This window comes from Chitinophaga niabensis, from assembly GCF_039545795.1.
GTDB classification, from domain to species: Bacteria; Bacteroidota; Bacteroidia; order Chitinophagales; family Chitinophagaceae; genus Chitinophaga; species Chitinophaga niabensis_B.
In genome coordinates, this window is the sequence record NZ_CP154260.1 from 1,477,769 (window position 1) to 1,502,750 (window position 24,982).

General features: G+C 47.8%; 24 protein-coding genes and 1 tRNA gene. 21 read left to right on the top strand and 4 right to left on the bottom strand.

Going from position 1 to position 24,982, the window contains the following annotated elements; translation table 11 throughout:
• Position 1: 1 nt before the first annotated feature.
• Genes AAHN97_RS06190 through AAHN97_RS06210 form a run of 5 tightly spaced genes read left to right on the top strand, consistent with a single transcriptional unit; the run spans position 2 to position 4,773 of the window.
• Complete coding sequence (locus AAHN97_RS06190) at positions 2 to 898, top strand: HlyD family secretion protein (protein ID WP_343306685.1); 897 nt, start codon at positions 2 to 4, stop codon at positions 896 to 898.
• A gap of 6 nt (positions 899 to 904) precedes the next feature.
• Positions 905 to 1,816, top strand: coding sequence for an ABC transporter ATP-binding protein (locus tag AAHN97_RS06195; protein WP_343306686.1), 912 nt, complete (start codon positions 905 to 907; stop codon positions 1,814 to 1,816).
• Positions 1,813 to 2,544 carry an ABC transporter ATP-binding protein gene (locus AAHN97_RS06200; protein ID WP_343306687.1) on the top strand — a complete coding sequence of 244 codons (732 nt, stop codon included), beginning with the start codon at positions 1,813 to 1,815 and terminating at the stop codon, positions 2,542 to 2,544. Before AAHN97_RS06195 ends, AAHN97_RS06200 begins: the two co-directional genes overlap by 4 nt.
• A gap of 4 nt (positions 2,545 to 2,548) precedes the next feature.
• Positions 2,549 to 3,655, top strand: a complete 1,107-nt coding sequence (locus AAHN97_RS06205; RefSeq protein ID WP_343306688.1) for an ABC transporter permease — start codon at positions 2,549 to 2,551, stop codon at positions 3,653 to 3,655.
• Positions 3,655 to 4,773, top strand: a complete 1,119-nt coding sequence (locus tag AAHN97_RS06210) for an ABC transporter permease (protein WP_343306689.1) — start codon at positions 3,655 to 3,657, stop codon at positions 4,771 to 4,773. Before AAHN97_RS06205 ends, AAHN97_RS06210 begins: the two co-directional genes overlap by 1 nt.
• A 49-nt stretch (positions 4,774 to 4,822) precedes the next feature.
• On the opposite strand, the gene AAHN97_RS06215 is transcribed toward AAHN97_RS06210, so the two are convergent.
• Positions 4,823 to 6,241 carry a PLP-dependent aminotransferase family protein gene (locus AAHN97_RS06215; RefSeq protein ID WP_343306690.1) on the bottom strand — a complete coding sequence of 473 codons (1,419 nt, stop codon included), beginning with the start codon at positions 6,239 to 6,241 and terminating at the stop codon, positions 4,823 to 4,825.
• A gap of 100 nt (positions 6,242 to 6,341) precedes the next feature.
• Between AAHN97_RS06215 and AAHN97_RS06220 the strand changes: the two genes are divergently transcribed.
• The 11 genes from AAHN97_RS06220 (at position 6,342) to AAHN97_RS06270 (ending at position 15,422) form a co-directional block, all read left to right on the top strand.
• Positions 6,342 to 6,815, top strand: coding sequence for a DinB family protein (locus tag AAHN97_RS06220; RefSeq protein ID WP_343306691.1), 474 nt, complete (start codon positions 6,342 to 6,344; stop codon positions 6,813 to 6,815).
• Positions 6,812 to 7,696 carry a DNA-3-methyladenine glycosylase family protein gene (locus AAHN97_RS06225; protein ID WP_343306692.1) on the top strand — a complete coding sequence of 295 codons (885 nt, stop codon included), beginning with the start codon at positions 6,812 to 6,814 and terminating at the stop codon, positions 7,694 to 7,696. The genes AAHN97_RS06220 and AAHN97_RS06225 overlap by 4 nt, the downstream gene beginning before the upstream one ends.
• Positions 7,656 to 8,165 carry a methylated-DNA--[protein]-cysteine S-methyltransferase gene (locus AAHN97_RS06230; protein WP_343306693.1) on the top strand — a complete coding sequence of 170 codons (510 nt, stop codon included), beginning with the start codon at positions 7,656 to 7,658 and terminating at the stop codon, positions 8,163 to 8,165. The genes AAHN97_RS06225 and AAHN97_RS06230 overlap by 41 nt, the downstream gene beginning before the upstream one ends.
• 140 nt (positions 8,166 to 8,305) lie before the next feature.
• A complete protein-coding gene (locus AAHN97_RS06235; RefSeq protein WP_343306694.1) occupies positions 8,306 to 9,733 on the top strand; it encodes a pyridoxal phosphate-dependent decarboxylase family protein in 1,428 nt (475 codons plus the stop codon).
• An 84-nt stretch (positions 9,734 to 9,817) separates the two neighbouring features.
• Positions 9,818 to 10,729: an EamA family transporter gene (locus tag AAHN97_RS06240; protein ID WP_343306695.1), complete on the top strand. Its 912-nt coding sequence runs from the start codon at positions 9,818 to 9,820 to the stop codon at positions 10,727 to 10,729.
• Positions 10,713 to 11,648, top strand: a complete 936-nt coding sequence (locus AAHN97_RS06245; RefSeq protein ID WP_343306696.1) for a GNAT family N-acetyltransferase — start codon at positions 10,713 to 10,715, stop codon at positions 11,646 to 11,648. Before AAHN97_RS06240 ends, AAHN97_RS06245 begins: the two co-directional genes overlap by 17 nt.
• A complete protein-coding gene (locus AAHN97_RS06250) occupies positions 11,635 to 12,075 on the top strand; it encodes a GNAT family N-acetyltransferase (RefSeq protein ID WP_343306697.1) in 441 nt (146 codons plus the stop codon). The genes AAHN97_RS06245 and AAHN97_RS06250 overlap by 14 nt, the downstream gene beginning before the upstream one ends.
• 69 nt (positions 12,076 to 12,144) lie before the next feature.
• The gene (locus AAHN97_RS06255; RefSeq protein WP_343306698.1) at positions 12,145 to 12,702 is read left to right on the top strand and encodes an NUDIX hydrolase; all 558 of its coding nucleotides are present in this window, start codon (positions 12,145 to 12,147) and stop codon (positions 12,700 to 12,702) included.
• An 18-nt stretch (positions 12,703 to 12,720) separates the two neighbouring features.
• Positions 12,721 to 13,500: a 23S rRNA (guanosine(2251)-2'-O)-methyltransferase RlmB gene (gene rlmB / locus AAHN97_RS06260; RefSeq protein ID WP_343306699.1), complete on the top strand. Its 780-nt coding sequence runs from the start codon at positions 12,721 to 12,723 to the stop codon at positions 13,498 to 13,500.
• A gap of 24 nt (positions 13,501 to 13,524) precedes the next feature.
• The gene (locus AAHN97_RS06265) at positions 13,525 to 14,373 is read left to right on the top strand and encodes a hydroxymethylglutaryl-CoA lyase (RefSeq protein WP_343306700.1); all 849 of its coding nucleotides are present in this window, start codon (positions 13,525 to 13,527) and stop codon (positions 14,371 to 14,373) included.
• A 68-nt stretch (positions 14,374 to 14,441) separates the two neighbouring features.
• Positions 14,442 to 15,422: a GSCFA domain-containing protein gene (locus AAHN97_RS06270; protein WP_343306701.1), complete on the top strand. Its 981-nt coding sequence runs from the start codon at positions 14,442 to 14,444 to the stop codon at positions 15,420 to 15,422.
• A 36-nt stretch (positions 15,423 to 15,458) separates the two neighbouring features.
• Here the strand turns inward: AAHN97_RS06270 and AAHN97_RS06275 are convergent, their stop codons facing one another.
• Positions 15,459 to 16,967, bottom strand: a complete 1,509-nt coding sequence (locus AAHN97_RS06275) for an MFS transporter (RefSeq protein WP_343306702.1) — start codon at positions 16,965 to 16,967, stop codon at positions 15,459 to 15,461.
• Positions 16,968 to 17,093: 126 nt separating this feature from the next.
• On the opposite strand from AAHN97_RS06275, the gene AAHN97_RS06280 reads away from it, so the two are divergent.
• Positions 17,094 to 19,322: a patatin-like phospholipase family protein gene (locus AAHN97_RS06280; RefSeq protein WP_343306703.1), complete on the top strand. Its 2,229-nt coding sequence runs from the start codon at positions 17,094 to 17,096 to the stop codon at positions 19,320 to 19,322.
• On the opposite strand, the gene AAHN97_RS06285 is transcribed toward AAHN97_RS06280, so the two are convergent.
• Entirely contained in the window at positions 19,319 to 19,918 is a 600-nt protein-coding gene (locus AAHN97_RS06285; protein ID WP_343306704.1) for a tRNA-(ms[2]io[6]A)-hydroxylase, read from the bottom strand. The two genes, AAHN97_RS06280 and AAHN97_RS06285, sit on opposite strands and share 4 nt — an antisense overlap.
• 41 nt (positions 19,919 to 19,959) lie before the next feature.
• Here AAHN97_RS06285 and AAHN97_RS06290 point away from each other — a divergent pair, with 41 nt between their 5' ends.
• From AAHN97_RS06290 to AAHN97_RS06305, 4 genes are all read left to right on the top strand, one after another.
• Positions 19,960 to 21,057, top strand: a complete 1,098-nt coding sequence (locus AAHN97_RS06290) for an aminotransferase class I/II-fold pyridoxal phosphate-dependent enzyme (protein WP_343306705.1) — start codon at positions 19,960 to 19,962, stop codon at positions 21,055 to 21,057.
• Between the two features lie 69 nt (positions 21,058 to 21,126).
• A complete protein-coding gene (locus tag AAHN97_RS06295; RefSeq protein WP_343306706.1) occupies positions 21,127 to 21,600 on the top strand; it encodes a hypothetical protein in 474 nt (157 codons plus the stop codon).
• A 15-nt stretch (positions 21,601 to 21,615) separates the two neighbouring features.
• Entirely contained in the window at positions 21,616 to 24,030 is a 2,415-nt protein-coding gene (locus AAHN97_RS06300) for a penicillin acylase family protein (RefSeq protein WP_343306707.1), read from the top strand.
• Positions 24,031 to 24,134: 104 nt separating this feature from the next.
• Positions 24,135 to 24,207, top strand: a tRNA-Lys gene (locus AAHN97_RS06305).
• A gap of 386 nt (positions 24,208 to 24,593) precedes the next feature.
• Here the strand turns inward: AAHN97_RS06305 and AAHN97_RS06310 are convergent.
• The gene (locus AAHN97_RS06310) at positions 24,594 to 24,971 is read right to left on the bottom strand and encodes a hypothetical protein (RefSeq protein ID WP_343306708.1); all 378 of its coding nucleotides are present in this window, start codon (positions 24,969 to 24,971) and stop codon (positions 24,594 to 24,596) included.
• Positions 24,972 to 24,982: the final 11 nt, after the last annotated feature.

The following is a 24,982-nucleotide window of genomic DNA, read 5'->3' on the forward strand; positions in this document are numbered from 1 at the left end:
CATGAAAACAACCTTAACAGTTATATCACTGATCGTTTTATTCACGGCATGTAGATCAAAGGATGATGCTGCCGATGCCTACGGCAACTTTGAATCCACAGAGATCATTGTATCTGCGGAAGCCTCCGGCCGCCTGCTCAGTTTTGATGTGGAAGAAGGCGCGGTATTACAAGCCAATGCATTGGTAGGCGGTATCGATTCCGTTCAGCTGAACCTGAAGAAAGCACAGCTGGGTGCCAATATCAAAGCGGTGTTAAGCAAACGCCCCGAGATCACACCGCAACTGGAAGTGATCCGCCAGCAGATCGCTACACAACAAAGAGAAAAGCAAAGGATCCAGAACCTCTTAAAAGCCAATGCTGCCACGCCCAAACAGCTGGATGATATCAATGCGGCGATTGCGTTACTGGAAAAACAATATGCTTCTACTTCCTCCTCGCTGAATACGCAGATCAGTGGCCTGAACAGTGAATCGCAGCCCCTGGAATTACAGGTGGAACAGGTGAAAGAACAACTGGCGCAATCCCGCGTGATCAATCCCATACAAGGAACCGTACTCACTAAATATGTAGAGAAAGGAGAGGTGGTCACTTTTGGAAAACCATTGTATAAGATAGCAGACCTGAATACTATGTACCTCCGTGCATACATCAGCGGTGATCAGCTGGGCCTGGTGAAAACGGGCCAGCAGGTAACGGTGCAAACAGATCTGCCGAATGGTGAATTGAAAAGCCTACCTGGTACGGTAAGCTGGATCTCCGGCGATGCGGAGTTCACGCCCAAAACAATTCAGACACGTGAGGAAAGAGTACAGTTGGTATATGCCCTGAAAGTACGGGTACAAAATGATGGCAGCCTCAAAATAGGTATGCCGGGTGAGATAAGACTCTCTAAATAAAAGAACATGCAACCTATAGTTGTAGAAAATATCCATAAAAGCTTTGGGGATATTAAGGCCCTGCAGAACATTTCTTTCACGGTGGAAGAAGGAGAACTGTTTGGGCTGATCGGGCCGGATGGTGCCGGAAAATCCACCCTGTTCAGGATCCTGGCTACGCTATTGCTGGCTGATAAAGGTACGGCAACCGTGAACGGATCGGATGTGGTGAAAGATTACAGGACCATCCGCTCACAGGTAGGTTATATGCCCGGCAGGTTTTCCCTCTACCAGGACCTTACCATCGAAGAAAACCTCAACTTCTTTGCCACCATCTTCAACACTACGGTGGAAGAGAACTATGATCTCATTAAAGAGATCTACGAGCAGATAGAACCTTTTAAAAAGCGCCCTGCAGGCAAACTCTCCGGCGGTATGAAACAGAAGCTGGCACTCTGCTGCGCACTTGTGCATAAACCAAAGGTATTGTTCCTCGATGAACCTACTACCGGTGTAGACCCTGTGTCCCGCAAAGAGTTCTGGGAAATGCTGCAGCGTTTGAAAACAAAAGGTATCCCCATCCTGGTATCCACCCCCTACATGGATGAAGCCATTTTATGTGACAGGGTAGCGCTGATGCAGAAAGGAGAGATCATGATGATCAATACACCGGCTGCTATCGTAGGCGACTTCGGTAAAAAGATCTGGGCCGCGCGGGCGGACAATATGTACCACCTCATAAAGGATATCCGCGCTTACGAAGGAGCAGACAGCTGTTATGCATTTGGCGAATACCTGCACGTAACGCTGCACACGGATGTGGAACAATTAAAAGCTTACCTGGCAAACAAACACAAAGGCCTTGTTATCACCCCCGCAAAAGCAGGTATCGAGGATGCCTTTATGCAACTGATGCAGGAACAAAACGAAGCGGTATGAATAACTATGCGATCGTAACCAAAGATCTCACCAAACGTTTTGGAGATTTCATTGCTACCAATGCCATCACGTTTGAAGTAGCACAGGGCGAAATATTCGGCTTCCTGGGAGCTAATGGCGCGGGTAAAACCACCGCTATGCGCATGCTCTGCGGATTACTGAAACCCAGCAGCGGAGAAGCGAAGGTGGCGGGCTTTGATGTATACACACAAACGGAGAAGGTGAAACAAAGTATTGGTTACATGAGCCAGAAGTTCTCTTTGTACGAGGACCTGACCGTGAAAGAGAATATCCGTTTCTATGGTGGCATTTACGGCCTGAGTAATCAGCAGATCAAAACCAAAACACATGGCTTGCTGCAACAGCTCAACCTGGAAAAAGAAGCCGGTCATTTAGTGAGTTCCCTTCCCTTAGGCTGGAAGCAAAAGCTCTCCTTTTCCATTGCTGTGCTCCATGATCCTTCCATCGTGTTCCTGGATGAACCAACGGGTGGGGTAGACCCCATCACCCGCCGCCAGTTCTGGGACCTGATCTATGAAGCGGCGGACAGGGGTGTGACCATCTTTGTAACCACGCACTATATGGACGAAGCGGAATATTGTAACCGCATTTCCATTATGGTGGATGGAAAGATCAAAGCACTGGATACACCGCAAAAGCTGAAAGAGCAATTCAACGCAGCTTCCATGAATGATGTATTCCTGCAATTAGCCAGGGCTAAATCTTAACAACATGCGCCAGTTCATCGTATTTGTACGAAAAGAGTTCTACCATATTTTCCGCGACAAGCGCACGCTGCTGATCCTCTTCGGCATGCCTGTTATTTTGATCGTGTTGTTTGGTTTTGCCATCACCAATGAGATCCATCATGTACAGATAGCTGTGCTGGATAATGCCCGCGATACCTACAGCCAGCAGATGATACATAAGATGACCTCCTCCGGTTATTTTACAGTGAGGCAGAACCTGCGGTCTGCAGACGAGATAGAACCTGCTTTTCATAAAGGGGATATTAAACTGGTGGTAGTGATCCCTGACCATTTTGGTGATAAGTTCTATCATCAGAAAAAAGCACCGGTGCAATTACTGGCGGATGCCTCTGATCCCAATACGGCCACCACCGTTATCAATTATGCTACTGTTATTATCGCACAATACCAGCAGGAGTTAACGGGCAGGATTGAATTACCGCTGACCATTAATACGGAAGTGCGGATGGAATACAATCCTTCCCTGAAAAGCGTGTTCCTCTTTGTTCCCGGTGTAATGACGCTCATCCTGATGTTAGTGTCTGCCATGATGACCTCCATCACCATTACAAGAGAAAAGGAGTTAGGCACCATGGAAATATTACTGGTATCTCCCTTGCGGCCTGTTCTCATCATTGCAGGTAAAGTAGTGCCTTATATAGTGCTATCCTTTATAATAGCGTGTATTATATTAGTGATGGGCTTCTTTATCTTTGGCATGCCCATCAAGGGAAATCTTTTGTTATTGTTGGGAGAATGCGGTCTGTTCGGGCTTACAGCACTTTCACTGGGCATCCTTATTTCCAGTATCACCAATTCTCAGCAAACGGCTATGATGATCTCCATGATGGGCCTGTTATTGCCAACCATCCTCTTATCCGGGTTTGTATTCCCGGTTGAAAGTATGCCCCGGCCATTACAGATCATTTCGAACATCATACCCGCAAAATGGTTCATCATTATTCTCAAAGATGTGATGCTCAAAGGTGCAGGGCTTCGGCAGATCTTCCTGCCTACCGTGATCCTCGGTGGAATGACTTTATTCTTCCTTGTATTAAGTGTTCGGAACTTTAAAACCAGGTTAAGCTGATGCGCACGATATTCTTTATACTACAGAAGGAATTCCTTCAGATCTTCCGCAACCGTGCCATGTTGCCGATCATCTTTGTGGTGCCGGTGGTACAGTTACTGATCCTTTCCTTTGCGGCGAATTACGAGATCAAAAATTTATCTGTTGATATCGTAGACCAGGATAACTCCACCTGGAGCCGCCAGTTGCGGGATAAATTGCTCTCTTCAGGTTACTTCTCTCTCAACAGGCAAACATTCAATCCAAAAGAAGCCTACGAAGACCTGGAAGCTAACAAAGCAGACCTGGTGCTCACTATCCCCCGGCATTTTGAGCGGGACCTTGTGCGGGAAGATGAAGTGAAAGTACAAATGCTGGTGAATGCCATCAACGGAAGCAAGGCAGGCCTCGCCAACGGTTATGCCGCCAGTATCATCAACAGCTTCAACCGGCAGATCAGGCTGGATTGGCTGGCGATGGATGAAGACAATTCCCCGGAGCATATAGCAGTTTCTTCCCGCTATTGGTATAACCCTGATATGAATTACAAGTTCTTTATGGTGCCGGGTATACTGGTAGTATTGGTAACACTGATCGGCGCATTTTTATCAGGGATGAACATTGTGAAGGAAAAAGAGATGGGCACAATTGAGCAGCTGAATGTAACGCCTATCCGTAAACATCACTTCATCATCGGCAAACTGTTACCATTCTGGATCATTGCTTTGTTTGAACTAAGCTTTGGCCTTATAGTAGGGAAGCTGGTGTTCAACATACCTATGGTGGGGAGTATCGGGTATGTGTTCCTGTTTGCGGCTATTTACCTGGTGGTAATGCTGGGAATGGGACTGCTTGTGTCCACCTTTACGGAAACGCAGCAGCAGTCCATGTTCATCACCTGGTTCTTTATGATCATTTTTATCCTCATGAGTGGATTGTTCACGCCCATAGAAAGTATGCCGGGCTGGGCGCAGCAGCTCACGCTGGCAAACCCCATAGCTTATTTTGTAAAGGTGATACGGATGGTGATGCTGAAAGGCAGCGGCTGGGCGGATATCCGGTATTACCTTGGAATGATGCTGGTGTTTGCGGTAGTGATCAACAGCATTGCTGTATGGAATTACCGTAAAACAGTTTAGTACAGTTGTAGGTAACAGACGGCCGGGGCATTACTGCCCTGGCTTTTCTTTACATCATCATCTGGTGCGCCAGTTTCCCGATTGTTTTTAAACCGTCTTCCACCTGTTTGCTCCAGGGCCTGGCATGGCTGATGCGCAGGCAGTTGTTATAACGGTCCTGCAGCGAGAAGATCCTGCCAGGTGCAAAACTTACTTTGCGCTTCATGGCCAGTTCATACATTTCAAAGGTGTTGATGGACTGGTTCAATTCCAGCCATAACACATAACCACCCTGCGGGCGTGTAACGCAGGTGTCTTCCGGAAAGTAATCTGCAATGGCCTGCTGGTAACGCAGGCATTGGGTATGGATCTGTTTGCGGAGGTTGCGCAGGTGATGCTCGTACCGCCCGTTCTCCAGGAAATGTGCAATAGCCGCCTGTGGCAGTGTAGCGCTGGATACGGAGTGGTTGAGTTTAAGGCGTAATACTTTGTCTTTGTATTTCCCCGGCATGGTCCAGCCAACACGGTATCCCGGTGCGAGGGATTTGGAGAAGGAATTGCAGAGCAGCACATTGCCGTTACGGTCGTATTGCTTGCAGCTGGAAGGCCTGAGTTTGCCGAAGTAGAGATCGGCATAGATATCGTCTTCTATCAGGGGGATGTCGTATTTGTTCATGAGTTTCACCAGTTCCCTTTTGTTTTTATCCGGCATTACTGCACCTAAGGGATTATTGAAGTTGGTTACAAACACGCAGGCTTTGATCTTAAACTTGGGAATGGCTTTATCAAGATATTCAAGGTCCACCCCGCAAACCGGGTTGGTGGGTATTTCCAGTACTTTCAGCCCCAGGCTTTCTGCCAGCTGAAAGGTGCCGCAGTAAGCAGGGCTTTCAAGGGCAATTACATCACCGGGTTGGGTGGTGGCGGAGAGGCAGAGTGTTAAAGCGTCCATACAGCCCGTTGTGGTCACTATGTCATCTTCCGTGACATTCCCGTTCCATTGCAGGCTCATACGGGCAATTTGCCGCCTGAGGTTCACATTTCCCTGCAGGTTCTCGTAGTTCACCCCACCGGCGGGGAGGTCCCGCATCGCCTGGATGAGGGATTTGCCGAGTTTGGCGGCAGGCAGCAGTTCTTCCGGCGGAGCAGCCAGGGAAAAGCGCAGTACATCATCGTCGGAAAGGTGATAGAACACTTCTGTGATCATATCACTCACATTCACTTCCGCGGCTTTTTTAACAGGCCGGCAGATCTTGGGCATTTCAGGCATACGGCGTGGGGAGAACTTCACGTAATAGCCGGATTTAGGCCTTGGTTCTATGAACCCCTTGCTCTCCAAGTGATAATATGCCTGGAACACGGTACTCATACTGATGCCCTGTTCTTTACTCAGCGACCTTACGGAGGGAAGTTTGTCGCCTATCCTGATCACTTCTTTTTCTATCATCGTCTGAATGCGTTCAGCCACCTGCATATATAAATGTTCCATGATGGGAGATTTGTACTGATATGGCCAAAATTACGGAAATGGAATCTGTTTATTCTGATTTAATTGTATAATTTCATCCTCCGTTTAACCAATTCATACCATGCTACAAATTCCAATTGCCACTGATACACGTTTACGCACACAACATTTAGCGCTGGAAGACATAACAGGAGAAGTTGCACAGGATGTGCTGGAGGAAAGGGTGAGGGAAGGCAAGTGGACGGCTCTTGAAAATGCCGCACACCTCGTGGCTTTTCAGCTGGTGTTCAAGGCTCGTATCCAGAAAATGCTGAATGAAGATGATCCCACTTTTGCTGCTTATTCAGGGGATACTGATCCGGTTTTCCTTTCCTATTGCAAACTCAGCAATGCAGAACTGCTGTCTATTTACCGTAAAGAACGCACAGAACTGATCCGTTTGGTGGACAGCATTGACCCTGAAGACCTGTCACGCACCGGCAAACACATGAAGTACGGTGTGTTCAATATCCCGGGCTGGCTGGAAATGTTCCTGCTGCATGAAGCGCATCACTTATTCACTATTATTCAGTTGATCCATACACCCGGTAAATGATTGTTGTACCGATAACAGATTATCCGCATTTCAGCTTTGCAGAATGCCTCCTGTTCTTAAACCGTTCACCACGTGAATGTTTACACCAGGTAAGGGAGCAAAGTGTATATAAACTACTGGCGCCGGAAGGGAAGCCCGTGCTGCTGAAGATCAGTGAAGATCCTGCACAGCAGGCGCTGGTGGTAGAAGTATTACAGGGAGAAGTGAATGAAAGCAGCAGTGCTTACATCCGCGATTTCCTCAATAAATGGATGCACCTGGATGGCAACATGGATGAGTTTTATGCCTTCGCTGCAAAGGATGCATTACTTGCACCGCTGATCAGCGCATTCAAAGGCCTGCGCCTCATTGGTATTCCTGATCTCTTTGAAGCCATCACCTGGACCATCACCGGCCAGCAGATCAATCTTTCTTTTGCATATACGCTGAAACAAAGGCTGGTGCAAACTTTCGGATATACGCTGGATAGTTATTATCTCTATCCGCACCCTGCTGTAATAGCTTCCCTGCAGCCGGAAGACCTCACCGTGATGCAGTTCTCCCGTACCAAAGCAGAAGGCATTATCCGCGTAGCAAAGCTAATGGCAGCAGGTGAACTCACAGAAGAGATCCTGAAACAAATGCCTTATGAACAGGCGCGTGAAACATTAGTATCTATTAAGGGGATAGGCAACTGGAGCGCCAATTATGTACTGATGAAATTCGCGCAACATCCGCAGGCATTACCTTTGGAAGATGCAGGTTTACATAATGCATTACGCCATCAGCTGAACTTAGCGGCAAAACCTGCTTTACCCGAAGTAAAAGCATTAACACAACACTGGCAAAATCATGCGGCTTATGCAACCTTCTACTGCTGGCGCTCCCTCTATCATGGATGAGCACCTGATCTATATGGATTCTCCCGTAGGCCTGCTGGCTATCCGCGGAACCGCGGAATATATCAGCGCCGTTTCGTTTATTGATGGAGAAAAGAAAGATGTTGCAACAGACAACCCGCCTGCATTACTGCTTACCTGTGTGCAGCAATTACAGGAGTATTTCAGGAAAGAAAGAGAAGTGTTTGAGCTGCCTGTAAAGCAGACTGGTACAGACTTTCAGCAAACAGTATGGCATTACCTCACTACTATCCCTTACGGACATACCATCACTTACCTGGCACTCGCCAAACGCGTAGGAAATGTAAAAAGTATCAGAGCAGTTGGAACTACCAATGGTAAAAATCAGTTGGCCATTGTAGTGCCCTGCCACCGTGTAATAGGCAGCGGTGGTGTTCTAACCGGCTATGCTGGCGGATTAAGGCGGAAGCAGTGGTTGCTGGACCATGAACGCGGAGGTATGTTGTTCTGATGACGAAACGCATTCGTCATGGATAATTATTCTTGATCAACCCATCTGATCTGGTCAAAATTCCCAAAACTGAATCTGTTTTATTTAGTGGAAATGTTGGAATTTTGTTGCGTCATTACAGACCTCCAAACCTAACTGACATGAATGCAACTTTCCGCCAGGACCTCGCAGAAATAAACGAACTCTTAACGCAAACGGCAGGGTATGCTTCTGATTTTTTACAGCAGATGAATGAGTTGCCCGTCAGTGGTATGCTGCCTGCATTCCCGGCGTCTTTACTTCCGGAGAAAGGTATCGGTACTGCAGCAGCATTGGAGCTGTTTGACAATAAGTATGGAGATCATCTGACAGGCAATGCAGGGCCGCGTTATTTCGGCTTTGTAACGGGTGGTGTTACGCCTGCAGCACTGGCAGGAGACTGGCTGGCGGGTACATTTGATATGAACCCCGGAGACAAAACAGCCGTTTCTTACAACATTGAATCAGAAACACTGAACCTGCTGAAACAATTATTCAATATACCGGAAGATTTCCTGGGATGTTTTGTGAGTGGTGCTACCATGTCCAACTTCACAGCACTGGCCACTGCGCGGCAATGGCTGGGTATTCAGCAAGGGGTAGATGTAGGAGAGGAAGGAGCAGCAGCGTTAAAAGAGGTGACTATCCTCAGCGGAACACCACATTCCAGCATTGCCAAAGCACTCAGTATGCTGGGCCTTGGCCGCAATGCACTCGTAAAATTACCGGTATTGGCTGAACGCGAAGCAGTAGATGTGAATGCCCTGAAAGCGTGGATAGCAGCACATCCTGCACAGCCTTTCATTTACGTGGCCAACGCAGGTACCGTGAATACGGTAGACTTCGATGATATCGCCGCCATCGTTGCTTTAAAGAAAGAACATCATTTCTGGTTACATATAGATGCGGCATTCGGTGGCTTTGCTGCTGTAAGCCCACGTTACAAACACTTGTTGAAGGGCTGGGAAGGCGCGGACAGTATTACGATTGATGCCCACAAGTGGCTGAACGTACCATACGATTCCGCAATGGTTTTCACCCGGCATCCATTGTTACAGTTATCCGTATTCCAGAATGCGGGCGCCGCTTATCTCGGCGACCCCGAAGCGAATTTTAATTACATTAATTATGCCCCGGAGAACTCACGACGATTGCGCTCGCTTCCAGCGTGGTTCTCTTTGAAAGCATATGGGGCCGAAGGTTACAGAGATATGGTAGAAACCAATATCCGCCTCGCCCAGCAATTAGGAGAGCGACTCGCTAAGAGTGAGCGCTTTCACTTGCTGGCACCTGTGCGGTTGTGCGTTGTCTGCTTTACACTGAACCATTCGCAGCGAATGTTACAGGAACATGTGAACCTCTTTCTGCAAAAACTTGTCAAGCGGGGCGTGGTGTATGTTACGCCAACCAATTACAAGGGAACACCTGCTATCAGGGCAGCTCTCGTGAACTGGCGCACCACGGATCAGGATATCGACAAAGTTGTGGCAGAACTGGAAACTGTAGCCGCTGAAATAGCTGATTTATCTGCCATCGTAGATAATAATTGATTTTAGAGGTTGATATTAGTAAGTGGCAATGGGTATCTACCCGTTGCAGTTTATCATTAACCGTATCGAAAGCAAAGCTCCATCATGAAGAAGTCAAATACAAGCGCCTACCTGGCGTTGATCATAGTTAGTTTTTTCTGGGGAACCACTTACCTGGCATCGCGCATTGGTGTACAGCACATGCATGGTATTATGCTGGCAGGCCTGCGGCAAACTGCGGCTGGTGTTATACTGGTTGGTTTCTTTATGTTAAGAGGATATAAGTTACCGGAACTGCCTATCCTCTCCAGGCTGTTTGTAATAGGGGTGCTGATGTTGTGCGGCAGTAACGGGCTCATGACCTGGGCCATGCAATACATTCCCAGCGGAATGGGCGCTATCATAGCCGCCACCGTTCCCATATGGATCACCGTCTTCAGTTACTTCCTGGTACAAAAAACAAAGATCTCCGTTCAGCTGGTTTTAGGGATGGTGATAGGTATGATCGGCATCGGTGGTATCTTTTACGATCATCTCAAAGAACTGATGAACCCGGAATACCGTTTAGGCGTGATCCTCATTGTAGTGGCCTGTGTATTCTGGGCACTGGGTTCCGTGCTCACGGCCAAATGGGCGCTGGGAGTGAATTACCTGTATGGCGCAGGGTTCCAGATGTTATTCAGCGGATTGGTGATGTTGCTGATAGCTGTAGTTACAGGGCAGCATCTGCAATCTTCCAGTTTCACAGGTGAGCTATGGGGAAGTTTATTATACCTCATTTTTATAGGATCTTTATTAGGGTATTCCGCTTACGTTTTTGCACTTAACAATCTGCCGCCTTCACTTGTTTCCATTTATGCGTACGTGAACCCCATTGTGGCGGTGGTACTGGGCTGGCTCATCCTGAGTGAAAAGCTCAACTGGATGATCGGTGCATCCTGCCTGGTTACCCTGTTAGGTGTATATCTCGTGAACAATGCCTTTAACAAGAACAAAAGTTATGAACGAAGCAAATGACATCCGCATCTTATCCTGGCATCCTGCCTATCAGAAAGATTTTGAGCAGCTGAACAGTGCCTGGATCAAAAAGGATTACACATTAGAGCCGATAGACATTGCCGTGCTGGGCAATCCGGAGGAACATATCATCAACCATGGCGGAGATATCATCTTTGTAGCGGTGGATGATAAAATAGCCGGTACCGTTGCATATAAGCAATTGAATGAAGATACAGTAGAGATGACGAAGATGGCCGTGGATGAAAGCTTCCAGGGCCGTAAACTGGGCTGGCTGCTGGGCTGCACTTTATTACTGCGTGCTGCGGAAGCCGGTTTCAGCCGCATGGTATTATATTCCAACACCAAACAGGCCACTGCTATCAATATGTACCGCAAGCTGGGATTTGAAGAAGTGGAGCTGGAGAAAGGCGGTTATGAAAGATGTAATATCAAAATGGCCATCGCGTTAGAAAAGCCGCCGCTGGGAGACCTGAGCAAAAAACTCTGGGAAGTGGTGGAAGCTACCACCGAAAAACTTCTTCGCTTTTCAGAAGAAGAAGCCAGCGAAAAAAGGCTGCCTTCCAAATGGAGCAAAAAAGAAATACTCGGTCACCTTATAGATTCTGCCGTGAATAACTATACCCGCTTTGTGAGAGCGCAGCATGCGGAGTACGTGGAACTGCCGGGTTATAACCAGGATTTCTGGGTAGAGGTACGGGCTTATCAGCGAACAGACTGGAAAGAGATCATCAACATCTGGCGCATACAGAACCTGCACATTGTACGCATCCTGCCACTCATACCGGCCAGGGCTTTGCAGCACATCTGTGTGATAGGGCCTAATGCCCCTGTGTCCTTACAATACATTGCAGAAGATTACCTGCGTCACCTGAACCATCACCTGGCTCAAATATTTCCTGTACATGCAAATTACTAAAGCAACTGCCGCCCATCTGCCCCGGCTGGCAGAACTGTTTGATGCTTACCGCCAGCATTATGAGCAGGCCTCAGACCTGCAGGGCGCAAAAGCTTATCTCAAAGAAAGACTGGAGAAAGGGGAAAGCGAAATATTTGTGGCCCTCTATAACGATGAAGTAGTAGGCTTCACCCAATTATACCCTGTATTTTCTTCCATTGGTATGAAAAAAGCCTGGATCCTGAACGATCTCTTTGTAGACCCTGCGCACAGAAGGATAGGCGCGGCACGCGGACTGATCGCCGCATCCAGGGCATTGGGAGAGCTGACCAACGCAAGGTACATTATGCTGCAAACGCATACGGACAATATCACTGCACAGGCCCTGTACGAGGATACCGGCTTTAAGCGGGACGATGAATTCTACTATTATTACCTCTCCATTTAACCATATATAGACCCGTATAAGTGAGAACACCTCGTTGTGTTCTCACTTTTTTTTATGCATATTTGTGCGATGAACATACAACAGAATCCCTGGCAGATCCTCGATTCCGCCGTTCCCTATGAGAACAAATGGATCCGTGTGACCGAACACCAGGTGCTGAACCCCTCCGGTGGGGCCGGCATTTACGGGGTGGTACATTTCAAGAACCTGGCCATTGGCGTGGTAGCGCTGGATACAGATCAGCAGCTTTACCTGGTAGGGCAGTACCGTTTTCCGCTGGAGGCTTTCAGCTGGGAAATACCCGAAGGTGGTTGCCCCCTGGGAACAGATCCCCTGGCAACTGCCAAAAGGGAACTGCTGGAAGAAACCGGGCTGGTAGCGCAGGACTGGACCATGCTCATCCAGATGCATCTATCCAATTCCGTGAGTGACGAGTTCGGCATTGTATACCTGGCACAGGGATTAGAGCAGTTTGAAGCCCAGCCGGAGGAAACGGAACAGCTGCTGGTACAGAAAGTACACTTCGAAAAAGCGTACCAGATGGTGAAAAACCATGAGATAACAGATTCCCTCTCTATTGCCGCTATCCAAAAGATTAAGCTCATGATGCTGGAAGGTGAGCTTTGATGCTTTATCTTTGCCGCGATGAACAATCGATTTAAGCCATCGCCTCCCAAGCCGAAACAATCTTCGCTGATCATAGGCCGCCAGCCATTGCTGGAAGCCATGAAGGCCGGGAAGCCCATTGAACGCATATTTTTACTGAAATCCGCAACGGGAGACATTATTCCCCAGATCCGCCAGCTGGCTGCCTCACTGAAAGTGCCCATCAACACTGTACCGATGGAGAAACTGAACGGTTTAACACAGGCCAACCACCAGGGCGTGATAGCAGTAACGGCTAAAGTAGCCTACCTGGACCTCCAGGACGTTATTTCTCATGTAGTAGAAAAAGGAGAAACACCCTTGTTCCTGATCCTGGACGGGATCACGGATGTGCGGAATATAGGCGCCATTGCCCGCAGCGCCGTTTGTTGCGGCGCCCATGGCATTATTATACCAGACAGGGGCATTGCTGCCCTGAATGAAGAAGCCCTTAAATCTTCCGCCGGTGCCCTGGAAAGGATCTCCGTTTGCCGGGTGGACAGTCTGCTGAAGGCCATAGACACCCTGCACCTCAACGGTATTAAGGTGATGGCCAGTGAAATGGAATCCAAAACAGCCTTATTTGACCTGCCCTGGCAGGAGCCGATAGCGGTGATCATGGGGTCTGAGGACAAAGGGGTGTACCCCGCTTTGCTCAAAGCATCGGACCAGCAGTTCTATATTCCCATGCAGAATGATTTTGAGTCGTTTAACGTATCGGTAGCGGCAGGGATCATCCTGTTCGAAGCCATGCGTCACCGTATGGCCGTAAAGGGTTAATTTGCCGATAAAATAGCAACGGATATGATCAAATTCATTGAATGTCCGCGGGACGCCATGCAAGGGTGGCCGCAGCAGATACCAACAGAAGAAAAGATCAGTTACCTGAACAGCTTGCTGGAAGTAGGATTTGATACCCTGGACTTCGGCAGCTTTGTGTCTGCTAAAGCCATTCCGCAGATGGCGGATACCGCCGCTGTGCTCAAAGGCATTCTTCCTTCATCCAAAACCAAATTACTGGCCATTGTGGCCAATGTGCGGGGAGCGGAAGATGCCGTATCTCACGAGGCGGTGAACTTCCTCGGTTTTCCCTTTTCCATTTCAGAAACCTTCCAGCTCCGCAATACCAATAAAACCATCGCGGAATCCATGGAGGAAGTGCAGACCATCCAGGAGCTTTGCGTGAAGAACAGCAAACAACTGGTGATCTATATCTCCATGGGCTTCGGTAATCCATATGGCGATCCGTATGATACAGATGTGGTACTGCACTGGGCCAATGCTTTCGCAGAACTGAACATTCCCATCATTTCCCTGGCAGATACAGTAGGCGTAGCCAACCCGGAGAATATTTCCAAACTCTTCTCGCATCTGATCCCTGCTTACCCGGAGATTGAATTCGGCGCACATTTTCATTCCACCCCGCAGGCCTGGGAAGAAAAGATCGCCGCCGCCTACGACAACGGCTGCCGCCGGTTCGACAGTGCATTGCGCGGAATAGGAGGCTGCCCCATGGCGCAGGACGACCTGGTAGGCAACATTGCCACAGAAAACCTCGCTGCCTTTTGCCAGAAGCGGAACATCCCTCTTCCTTTCAGCATAGAAAAGCTCATGCAGGCAGGCGCATTGGCGGATCAGGTGTTCCGGCATTAAAAAGAAAGGATTGAAATACCAGCATGAACCTGGTTTTCCGCATTAACTGAAATCGATACTTTTGCAGCATGAACTTCCGCTTAACCTTTCCGGTGGCTCCCATAGAACCATCTCTTCAATATACTGACAAACTGCTGCTCACAGGTTCCTGTTTTGCAGAAGAGATCGGCGCACGCCTGCGGCAGAACAAGTTTAACGTCAACATCAATCCCAATGGCATTCTCTTTAATCCGCTGAGCATTGCACAAAGCATGCAGTACTACCTGGATGAAAAGGAATATACCGAACAGGATCTGTTCCTGCATGAAGACCTCTGGCACAGCTGGGACCATCATTCCCGTTTTTCAGATGCCTCCAAAGAAACAGTACTTAACGCCATCAACGATTCACAAGCCGCCGCAGCCAAACGTTTAAAAGAGGCTGACTGGCTGATCATTACTTTAGGCAGCGCACACGCCTATGCACTTAAAGAGAACAACCGCATTGTTGCCAATTGCCATAAAGTACCCGATCAGGCTTTCTACAAACGTTTATTAACGGCCAACGAGATCATTGCTGCATTGGATAACATGATGCACCGCCTGTTCTTCCAGAACCGGAAAGTGAATATCCTTTTCACCGTGAGCCCGGTGAGATACATAAGGGATGGTGTGGTAGAGAATAACCTGAGCAAGGCTATCCTGTTACAGGCTGTACATCACCTGGTGAATAAATTCAACCGTCTTTTTTATTTCCCTGCGTATGAACTGGTGATAGACGATCTCCGCGATTACCGTTTTTACAAGGAAGACCTTGTACACCCCAATGAACTGGCTGTCAATTACGTTTGGGATAACTTTGCCAACAACTGTATCAGTCCGGAAGGGCAGAAGATCCTGCAACAGGTAATGGAAATAACAAGGGCAAGGCATCACCGTCCTTTTAACCCGCAAACGCCGCAGCATCAGCAGTTCTTACAAACTTATGTGAAGAAAACAAAGGCCCTGGTGGCAGCACATCCTTTTTTAGAAATGGGAGAGGAGCTGGGGTATTTTGAAGGGAAAGTATAGCTGGCATGCCCTCCGGCACGCCAGCTATGATTATGTTTAAACGTCTGCAACTTCTGCAAAACCGTCTGCTGTTTTCTTTTCTTTAATGAAGATCAATCCTATCACCAGGCAGATCAATGCAATACCGATCGGGTAGATCAGTCCTGCCAGGTGGTTATTGTATTTTGTAACCAGCAGGGTAGAGATAGCCGGTAACAATCCACCAAACACGCCATTCCCGATATGATACGGCAGCGACATGGAAGTATAACGGATCCGGGTAGGGAATAATTCCACGAGGAAGGCCGCTATTGGTCCGTATACCATGGTTACAAAGATCACCTGTATGAAAATAAGCAGGATCAGCCATGCCTGGTTGCTCTTACTTACGGTTACTTCTTTCTTCACATCCACTTTGCCGGCTGCAGAAGTAGTGGTGATCTCTTTTACCACGGTACTATCTGTATACACATGGATCTTGGCAGACCTTTCCGAGAACTTTCCGCCTTCCTGCGGGGTGAGGCTGCTTTCCACGCGATACGCGCTGCTGATCTCTTCTTTTTTGCTCAGGTCTGTTGTATTATCCATCGCTTTATAGATAGGGTAGTAAGAGAGCGCAGCAATGAGCATTCCTGTCATCATTACTTTTTTCCGGCCTATCTTATCAGAGAGGTGGCCGAAGTAAATGAAGAAAGGCGTAGCGAAGAACAGTGCCACCGCAATGATGATATTGGATTGCACGAACTCCACGTGCATGGTGTTCTGTAAAAAAGATAAAGCATAGAACTGCCCGGTGTACCATACCACACCCTGGCCCATAGCCGCACCAAAGAGCGCCAGCAATACCAGTTTCAGGTTCTCTTTATTACCGAAGCTCTCCTTAATAGGGTTCTTGGAAGTTTTACCTTCTGCTTTCAGTTGTACGAACTGCGGGGATTCATGCAGTTTGATACGGATGTAATAGCTCATCAATACCAGCAGGATACTTAACCAGAAAGGTATCCGCCATCCCCATTCATTAAAGCTTTCAGCGCTCATGGTAGTTCGGGTGGCCAGGATCACGCCCAGGGATACAAACAACCCAAGTGTGGCGGTGGTTTGAATAAAGCTGGTATAGTAACCCCTGCGCCCTGCGGGAGAGTGTTCTGCCACATAAGTAGCCGCGCCGCCATATTCACCACCCAGTGCAAGCCCTTGCGCCAGGCGCAGGATCAACACTAAGATAGGGGCTAATATCCCTATGGTAGCGTACCCGGGTATAAGGCCGATAGCAAAAGTGGAACCTCCCATGATCAAAAGGGTTAGGAGGAAAGTGTATTTCCTGCCCACCATATCACCCAATCTGCCAAATACAATGGCGCCGAAAGGGCGTACGATGAAACCTACTGCAAAAGTGGCCAGGGTGGCTACATAGGAGAGGGTGGGATTGGTGTCCGGGAAGAATTTTTCAGATAATATCAGGGAAAGACTGCCGAAGATGTAGAAGTCGTACCATTCTATTAAGGTGCCTGCAGACGAAGCGAATATCACTTGCCAGATACTCTGCTTTTGGTTCGGTAAATTCATATTGTGAAATTGTTATCCCGAAAAGATAGAGAAATACTTTAATAAATAAAATCACTTTGATTACAGTTTGTTTTTCGGATCGTTAAAACCTTTACCTTTATTATTGTTCAAGGACGGTAAACCCGCATGCTTCGACTATTCATTATCATACTTCTTTTCCTGCCTTATTTTGTGGCCGCGCAGCAGGCGCCGGGCCACAGGCCGGGCATTGGACTTACTTTAAGCGGTGGCGGCGCGAAAGGCCTGGCGCATATCGGCATCCTGCAGGCGCTGGACAGTGCAGGTTTAAAAGTTAATTATGTAACCGGCACCAGCATGGGCAGTATCGTAGGCGCCCTGTATGCGATCGGTTATTCCGGCGATACCATTGAGATTATTGCCAAAAAGCTGGATTGGGGCACATTATTCTCCAATCAGCCCGTTTTGAACGATATCAGTTTTGAAGAAAGGGCAGAATACAACCGTTATATGCTGGAGATCCCCTTTGAGTATGGTAAACCCAAGCTCAATTCCGGTGTTATCTCCGGGGAGCGCTTATGGCTGCAGCTGGCAAAACTCAGCTGGCCCGCGCGGGACATCAAAGATTTTTCCAAATTCAATATTCCTTTTAAATGTATTGCCACCGATGTGGCCACCGGGGAGATAGTGACGCTCGATAAAGGAGAGCTGGTTACGTGTATGCGTGCCAGTATGGCCATCCCTTCCGTGTTCACGGCGGTGAAGATCGGCAACCGCAAGCTCGTGGATGGCGGGGTAGTGCGTAATTTCCCTTCCGTTACCGCCAAAGAGATGGGCGCTGATTTTATTATCGGCTCCAATGTGAGCAATGGCCTCCGGCCCGCAGATGAACTGCTTACGCCATTTGATGTGCTTTACCAGTTAGGTTTTTATAAAGATGCAGATGATTTTGTAAAAGCCCGCAAGCTGGCCAACATCTATATTCATCATGATCTGAAGAATTATTCCGCCGCCAGCTTCAACAGTGTGGATTCCATCATTGAAGAGGGAAAACGGAAAGGAAGGGAGATGTATCCCATTTTCAAACACATGGCAGATTCGCTGGATGCTATCTATGGCAAAGAAGAACGGGTGGCTAACCGCCTGCCGAATGTGCCGGATGTAGAGATCTCCGGGATCAGGATAAAAGGGCTGGTGCATTCAGATGAAAACTTCTTCCGTGGCCGTTTAGGTCTCGAAGCGGGAGGTTGTTATACGCCGGAGATGATTGAAGAAGCAGTACTGAACGTATATGGTACCCGTTTCTACAAACAGATCACCTATCACCTTACCCCCATGGGTTATGGCAGCAGCCAGCTGGAAATAGATGTGGAAGAGAACCCGCTTAGTTATGTGAAGTTCGCACTGCATTATAATACCTTCACCAATGCCAGTGCTATCATCAACCTCACCCAGCGTAACTTCATTGTACCCAACTCCCGGGCCTATGTAACCGTGGCTATCAGTGAAAATCCCCGGATCAGGGCAGAGTTCTTTAAATACATGGGGCGCAAGCGGAACTTTGGTTTTGGCGTAGGCACCTATTACGAAAACAATCCCTACAATTTCTACGATAATTTTAAGAAGATCCAGGAGTACCGGAATAAATATGCCTCGGTAGATGCCAAACTGCAATACATGCTGAACCGGGTGATGGCAGTAGGCGTAAGTTCCCGCTGGGAGTATATCCGCATTAAACCTAAACTTTCTCCTTATGTGGAGCTGGACGGCAATACCAAACAATTCAATTCCTTTTTATATTATGGTTTAAGTACGGTGGACCGCAAACAGTTCCCCACCAAAGGAGCAGAGATCCAATTTGAAGCCGGCATGATCCATAATCAGAATCCGGACCTCAGGGTAACGCTGGAAGGTGTTACGCAGGACATAGACAGCCTGGGTTATAATTTCTCCGACTACCAGCGCGTATTGCTGAAAATGAATTACTATTTCCCTTTTTCCAAAAGATCTACCCTGATCGTAAACGGTTATGCGGGATTTAACTTCAACTATAACCAGATCATCACCAACGACTTCCTGATCGGTGGCCTCACGGACTTCACGCGTAACCAGATACCTTTTATGGGATTGTATCATGGAGAAGTGAATACTTCCAGTGTGGCCTCTGCTTCACTTGGTTTTCAATATGAAGCAATAAGGAACATCTTCATCACACCCAAGGCATCCTTCGGCGCGTATGATTTTAACGGCGTATCTGAAACAAAATATAATTATGTAACAGGGTATGGTGTTACATTCGGCTACAGCACAAGGCTGGGGCCGCTGGAGGCATCCGTGATGTACAGTGATCAGGCACAGTATTTAAAAGCGTATGTAAACCTGGGTTTCCATTTTTAGTGCATCCTGTCGCCACGCACCTTGAGAGTAGCGATCATGCCTGCTTCAAATTCCAGCCATTCCGCCCAGCGTTTCTTTACTTTTTCTTCCGGCAGGTATTCATTGGCGAGATCGATAAAGAGGCGGTAGTGCCCTGCTTCGGAGATCATGAACTTACGGTAGAATTCGCGGAGGTAGGCATCTTCAAGGCCTTCGCTTAAGAGGCGGAAGCGCTCACAGCTGCGGGCTTCGATCAATGCAAAGATCAGCAGCCTGTCCAGCAGCACATCGGCAGGAGAGCCGCCTTTTACCTGGAAGGAGATCAGTTCATTCACATATTCATCTTTCCGTTGTTTACCGAGTGTGAAGCCGCGTTTTTTCATTTCGGCAAGTACCTGGCGGAAATGGCCCCATTCTTCCGTAACAATGGGTGCGAGTTCTTCCACTAATTTTGATCTGTCCGGATATCGTTGAATGAGAGAGATACAGGAGGTAGCTGCTTTTTGTTCGCAGAAAGCATGATCCGTTAATACTTCTTCCAGCGAAATTGCTGCCAGGTCCACCCACCGCGGGTCCGATGGTAATTTTAATCCAAGGATCGAAACTTTACTGCTCATACTATGTTTGATATTGGGACAAGATACTTAGTTTTGACATTATGCGAAAAGAAGACTTTCTGGAAACAGCATTGAACAAACGCAGGGAGCAGCACGCATTCCGCCAGCTGCGTTTGCCTGGGCGCATGATAGATTTCTGTTCAAATGATTACCTGGGTCTTGCGCGGAGTGAACGTGTACAGGAAGAAGCACTTACTATCAGCCGTCAACTGGCACAGGTGCACGGAAGCGGAGGCTCAAGATTACTGGCAGGGAATTACGAACTCGTAGAGCAGGCAGAACAGGTATTGGCAAAGTTCCATGAAGCGCCTGCCGGCCTGATCTATAATTCCGGTTACGATGCCAACCTTGGTTTATTTTCTGCCGTTCCGCAAAAAGGCGATACTATTATATACGATCAGCTGATCCATGCTTCCATCCGGGATGGGGTGCGTTTATCTGCTGCCACTTCCTACTCATTTATTCATAACAGCGTGGAAGATCTGCAAAAGAAGATCTTATCCGTAGAAGGCGGCCGTGTATTCGTAGCTGTGGAGTCCGTTTATTCCATGGATGGCGATACTGCCCCGCTGGAAGAGATCACTGCCCTTTGCGATAAACTGGGCGCCCTGCTGATCGTAGATGAAGCGCATGCTACCGGGGTAATAGGGCCAAGAGGGGAAGGGCTGATGCAGGCCCTGGGGTTGAGCTGTTTTGCCCGGGTACATACTTTTGGGAAAGCCGTGGGCTGCCATGGGGCAATCGTGCTGGGATCTGCGGTGCTGAGAGATTTCCTGATCAATTTCTCCCGTTCCTTCATTTATACCACTGCGCTGCCACCGCATGCCATAGCTGTAATATTGGCTGCATATGACATTTTTCCGGACATGCACCTGGAGCGTTCCCATCTTTCTTCCCTGATCGCTCAGTTCCGGAAAGGTGTTCCCGGGGCAGCCAGCGAAACGCCCATCCAGGTAGTAATGGCCCCCGGAAATGAGCAGGCCCGGCAATTGGCGCACAATTTGCAACAGGAGGGTCTGGATGTTCGGGCAATCTTACATCCCACTGTACCTAAGGGGCAGGAGCGTTTAAGAGTGGTGCTGCACAGTTTCAATACCGCTGCGGACGTGGACCGGCTCATAACCGCCATTAATATTTAAAATGAATAGCAAACATATTTGCTAAAAGGTGTATATTAACATGGAATTCATTACCTAAAGCCTGTTTCTATGGAAGTAAATCCCGTTCTTAAAAAAGTATTGGAAGGACTTGACTTTGTAAACTGGTACCAGACCTTATCCGGAAACTACCAGACGGAGCCTGCATTTACGGACTTCAGCACCAGCGAAGCGCAGGATATGCTGATCGAGTTCGGGTTCGCAAGGACCACCTACAATCCCAAAACCACTACGTACATCCTGGAGAACAGCGAAGTGAACCGCATTGCCAAAGGGCTGAGTGCGGGGCTGGAAGTGTCCCTGGAAGGCGGCGTAGTAGATGTGGTAATGATGTTTTCCACTGACCCCACCCATCATACCGGGGCTACCTTTTCCAAACTCGGAGGTACGAAGAAACCTCAGTTTTCGAACTATAAGGAATTATATTCCTTATTAAAGAAGATCTTTGAGATGTATTCGGACATCCGGATAAAAATGATTGAGGTATGCGTGCTGAAAGAAGCGCCGCTGGCCCTCGCTAAGTAACAGATTATTCCCAGTATGAGATTTATACCCTTAATCCTTACGATTGCGCTTGTATGGGCGTTGAATCACAGATGGGGCAGTGTACCTGCATTTGGTATGCTCCTGAGCCCGCAGCATGGTTTCTGGCAACAGGCGGAGCGTTCTTCCATCAAACATGAAACAGGTCTTTCTTTTAAAGAGCTTACCGGCCCGGTAGAGGTATGGCTGGATGAACGTATGGTGCCGCATGTATTTGCGGAAAAAGAGAATGATGTTTATTTCGTGCAGGGGTACCTGCATGCAAAAGACCGCCTCTGGCAGATGGAGCTGCAAACTTATGCGGCTGCAGGGCGGCTGTGTGAGGTTTTAGGGCCCCGTATGCTCACTTACGACCGCCGCCAGCGCAGGCTGGGCATGGTATCTTCTGCAGAAAAGACTGTGGAGGCTATTTCCAAAGACCCGGCTTCCAAAGCACAGGGGGATGCCTATACGGCGGGAGTAAATGCTTATATACACTGCCTCAGGGACCGCGATCTGCCCCTGGAATACAAATTACTTGGTTACAGACCTGAGCCCTGGACGAACCTTAAAACGGCTTTGTTGCTCAAGTACATGAGCTATGACCTGGCTTATAACAATACGGACCTGGAGGCTACGAATGCGCGGCGGTTATTCAGTGCTAAGGAATTTGACCAGATGTATCCTGATTTCTCTGATACACTGGACCCTATTGTTCCAAAGGGGACTGTGTTTCCTGCGCCTTCTTTCGTTCCGGTAGCGCCATCTGACAGCGTATTGCACGCTACGGATGCTTTTTTCCGTTTCAAAGAAGATAAACCTGATCCTGATAACGGTAGTAATAACTGGGCGGTATCCGGCAGTAAAACTAAATCCGGCGCAGTTATCCTCTGCAATGACCCGCATCTGGGGCTAAGTCTCCCTTCCTTATGGTATGAGATGCAGCTGCATACACCTTCTTTCAATGCGTATGGCGCTTCATTGCCTGGTGCACCAGGGATCATCATTGGTTTCAATGATCACATGGGCTGGGCGGTAACCAATGGAAGCGAGGATGTGCTGGATTATTACCGCATGGATTTCCGCAACGGGCGCACTGAATATCTCTTCAACGGCGCATACCGTAAAGCAGATCTGCGTGTGGAAGAAATCAAGATCAAAGGAGAGGAGCCCTTTATGGATACTGTAGCTTATACGGTATGGGGGCCTGTGATGTATGATAATACATTCATGGATTCTACCGGCAAACAGGGCTTCCTGGCCGTGCGTTGGAAAGCGCATGATGAATCTAATGAACTGCGCACCTTTGCGCTCTTAAACCATGCTAAGAACTACGAAGATTACCTGGAAGCATTGAAGCACTATACCTGTCCCGCGCAGAACTTTATCTATGCAGGGAAGGACGGGAATATTGCTATCTGGCACAACGGCCAGTATCCTGCACGCTGGAAAGATCAGGGCAAATTTGTGATGCCCGGCGCTGATAGTACTTACGCCTGGCAGGGATATATCCCGCAGGCAGAGAACCCGCATATCTTCAACCCTGCACAAGGCTTTGTAAGCTCCGCTAATCAACGCCCAACGGATAGCACATACCCTTACCGTCTGGTCGGAGAATATGATCTCTTCCGTGGTAAACGCGCTAATGAAAGACTGCGTGAGATGAACGGCATTACCCCGGAGGATATGATGAAGTTGCAGAACGACAATATGAACCTCTTTGCTGTAACGGCTATTCCTCTTCTTGCGAATTTTCTGGATCCTGTAGCGCTTTCTGCCAAACAGAAGGAACAGTTTAAGACCATTGCTGCCTGGAACGGAGAGGCGAACCCGGATTCTAAAGCTGCTACGATCTTTAATCTGTGGATAGAGGAATTGCAGAAGGATGTATGGGATGATGAACTTTCTATTGACAGTATTACTTTAGAAATACCTTTACAGCGCACTACGGTGTTATGGCTGCTGAAAGACTCTTCGATGCGCTTTGTAGATAACGTGCGCACACCTGCTGTTCGCGAAACACTTTCTGATATTGTTCTTCAATCGTTTAAAGCGGCTGCGGATTCTGCTGCTGCTTTAGATGCTGCCGGGAATCTTGCCATCGGTAAATGGAGAGGTACAGATATCCGCCATCTTACACGCAGCCTGCCTGCACTGAGCCGTATGAGCCTGAATACGGGCGGTGGTACACACATCCTCAATGCTACTAAGAAAACGCACGGGCCTTCCTGGAGAATGGTGGTTGAACTAGGCCCTGAAACTAAAGCTTATGGTATTTACCCTGGTGGGCAGAGTGGTAATCCGGGCAGTGCTTTTTATGATAACATGGTGGATGATTGGGTAGCAGGTAAATATTATTCGCTGCATATATATGATAAGAAGAAACAACCGGAAGGTTTGAGGGGGAAGATTTTTTTTGTAGCTAATAAGTAGCAGGGGAGCGGGTTTTGGAGCAGTGAGGAATTTTAGTTGGTGAAATATTTGGGAAAAATAATTTAATACATATCTTTGCACTCCCAATTGAAAATGACGGGAATGATTCTGTAGCTCAGTTGGTAGAGCAATACACTTTTAATGTATGGGTCCTGGGTTCGAGTCCCAGCGGAATCACAACAGCGAAAGCAAAAAGATTCAAAGCCGCATAGATCGTAGGATTTATGCGGCTTTTCTCTTTTTCGGAAATGAAGTTAATCCTATCCAATCCAATCTGAAGGGATACAAATAAGGATACACCAAAAAATTCTAAGTTAGTGTATCCATGGCCATAATATCCCCTACAAGCACATAACAAATATGCGTGACTGTAGATGCATTGTTGCATGCATCATCCATGCTGAGTATGAGAATGCAGGAGAGGAATTTTTAGAAGATTGGGGCTCATGGATGAAGGAAAATCAAAAGATATTCTCTAGACGGGAAGGTGTCAGATAAATCCGTTCCCTATACCATGAAAAATATATACTGTACATCAAAATAGCAAATAATCTCTAGCTCAATTAAAGCTGGTTTTCCTTACGGTTAACACACATGGTCTGGGTAGCTTTGGCTAAATCTATTATCTTGTTGCCGTAGCTTTCTATTTTATCGTAATTATCCTCTAATTGCTTGGATAATTTAGAAAGGACCGCACCGTAAGTAGGCGCTAACATTTGCTCTGCCATTTGCAATGCCTTCGAAAGTGCGGCCTTTTCGTCAAATTTCATACCCTCGGGAATGTTTTTACAGATAATTTTACCCATAAACTGCGAGATGAAAGCTATGCGAATTAAAGGATGTGGGTGTGGGTATTCAGTTTCGCCATAATATAATGCTGGATACCGCTGGGATGATTGAATGAAGAAGCAAAATTTACCGCATAAAGCGACACTTGCCATTGCCTCTAGTT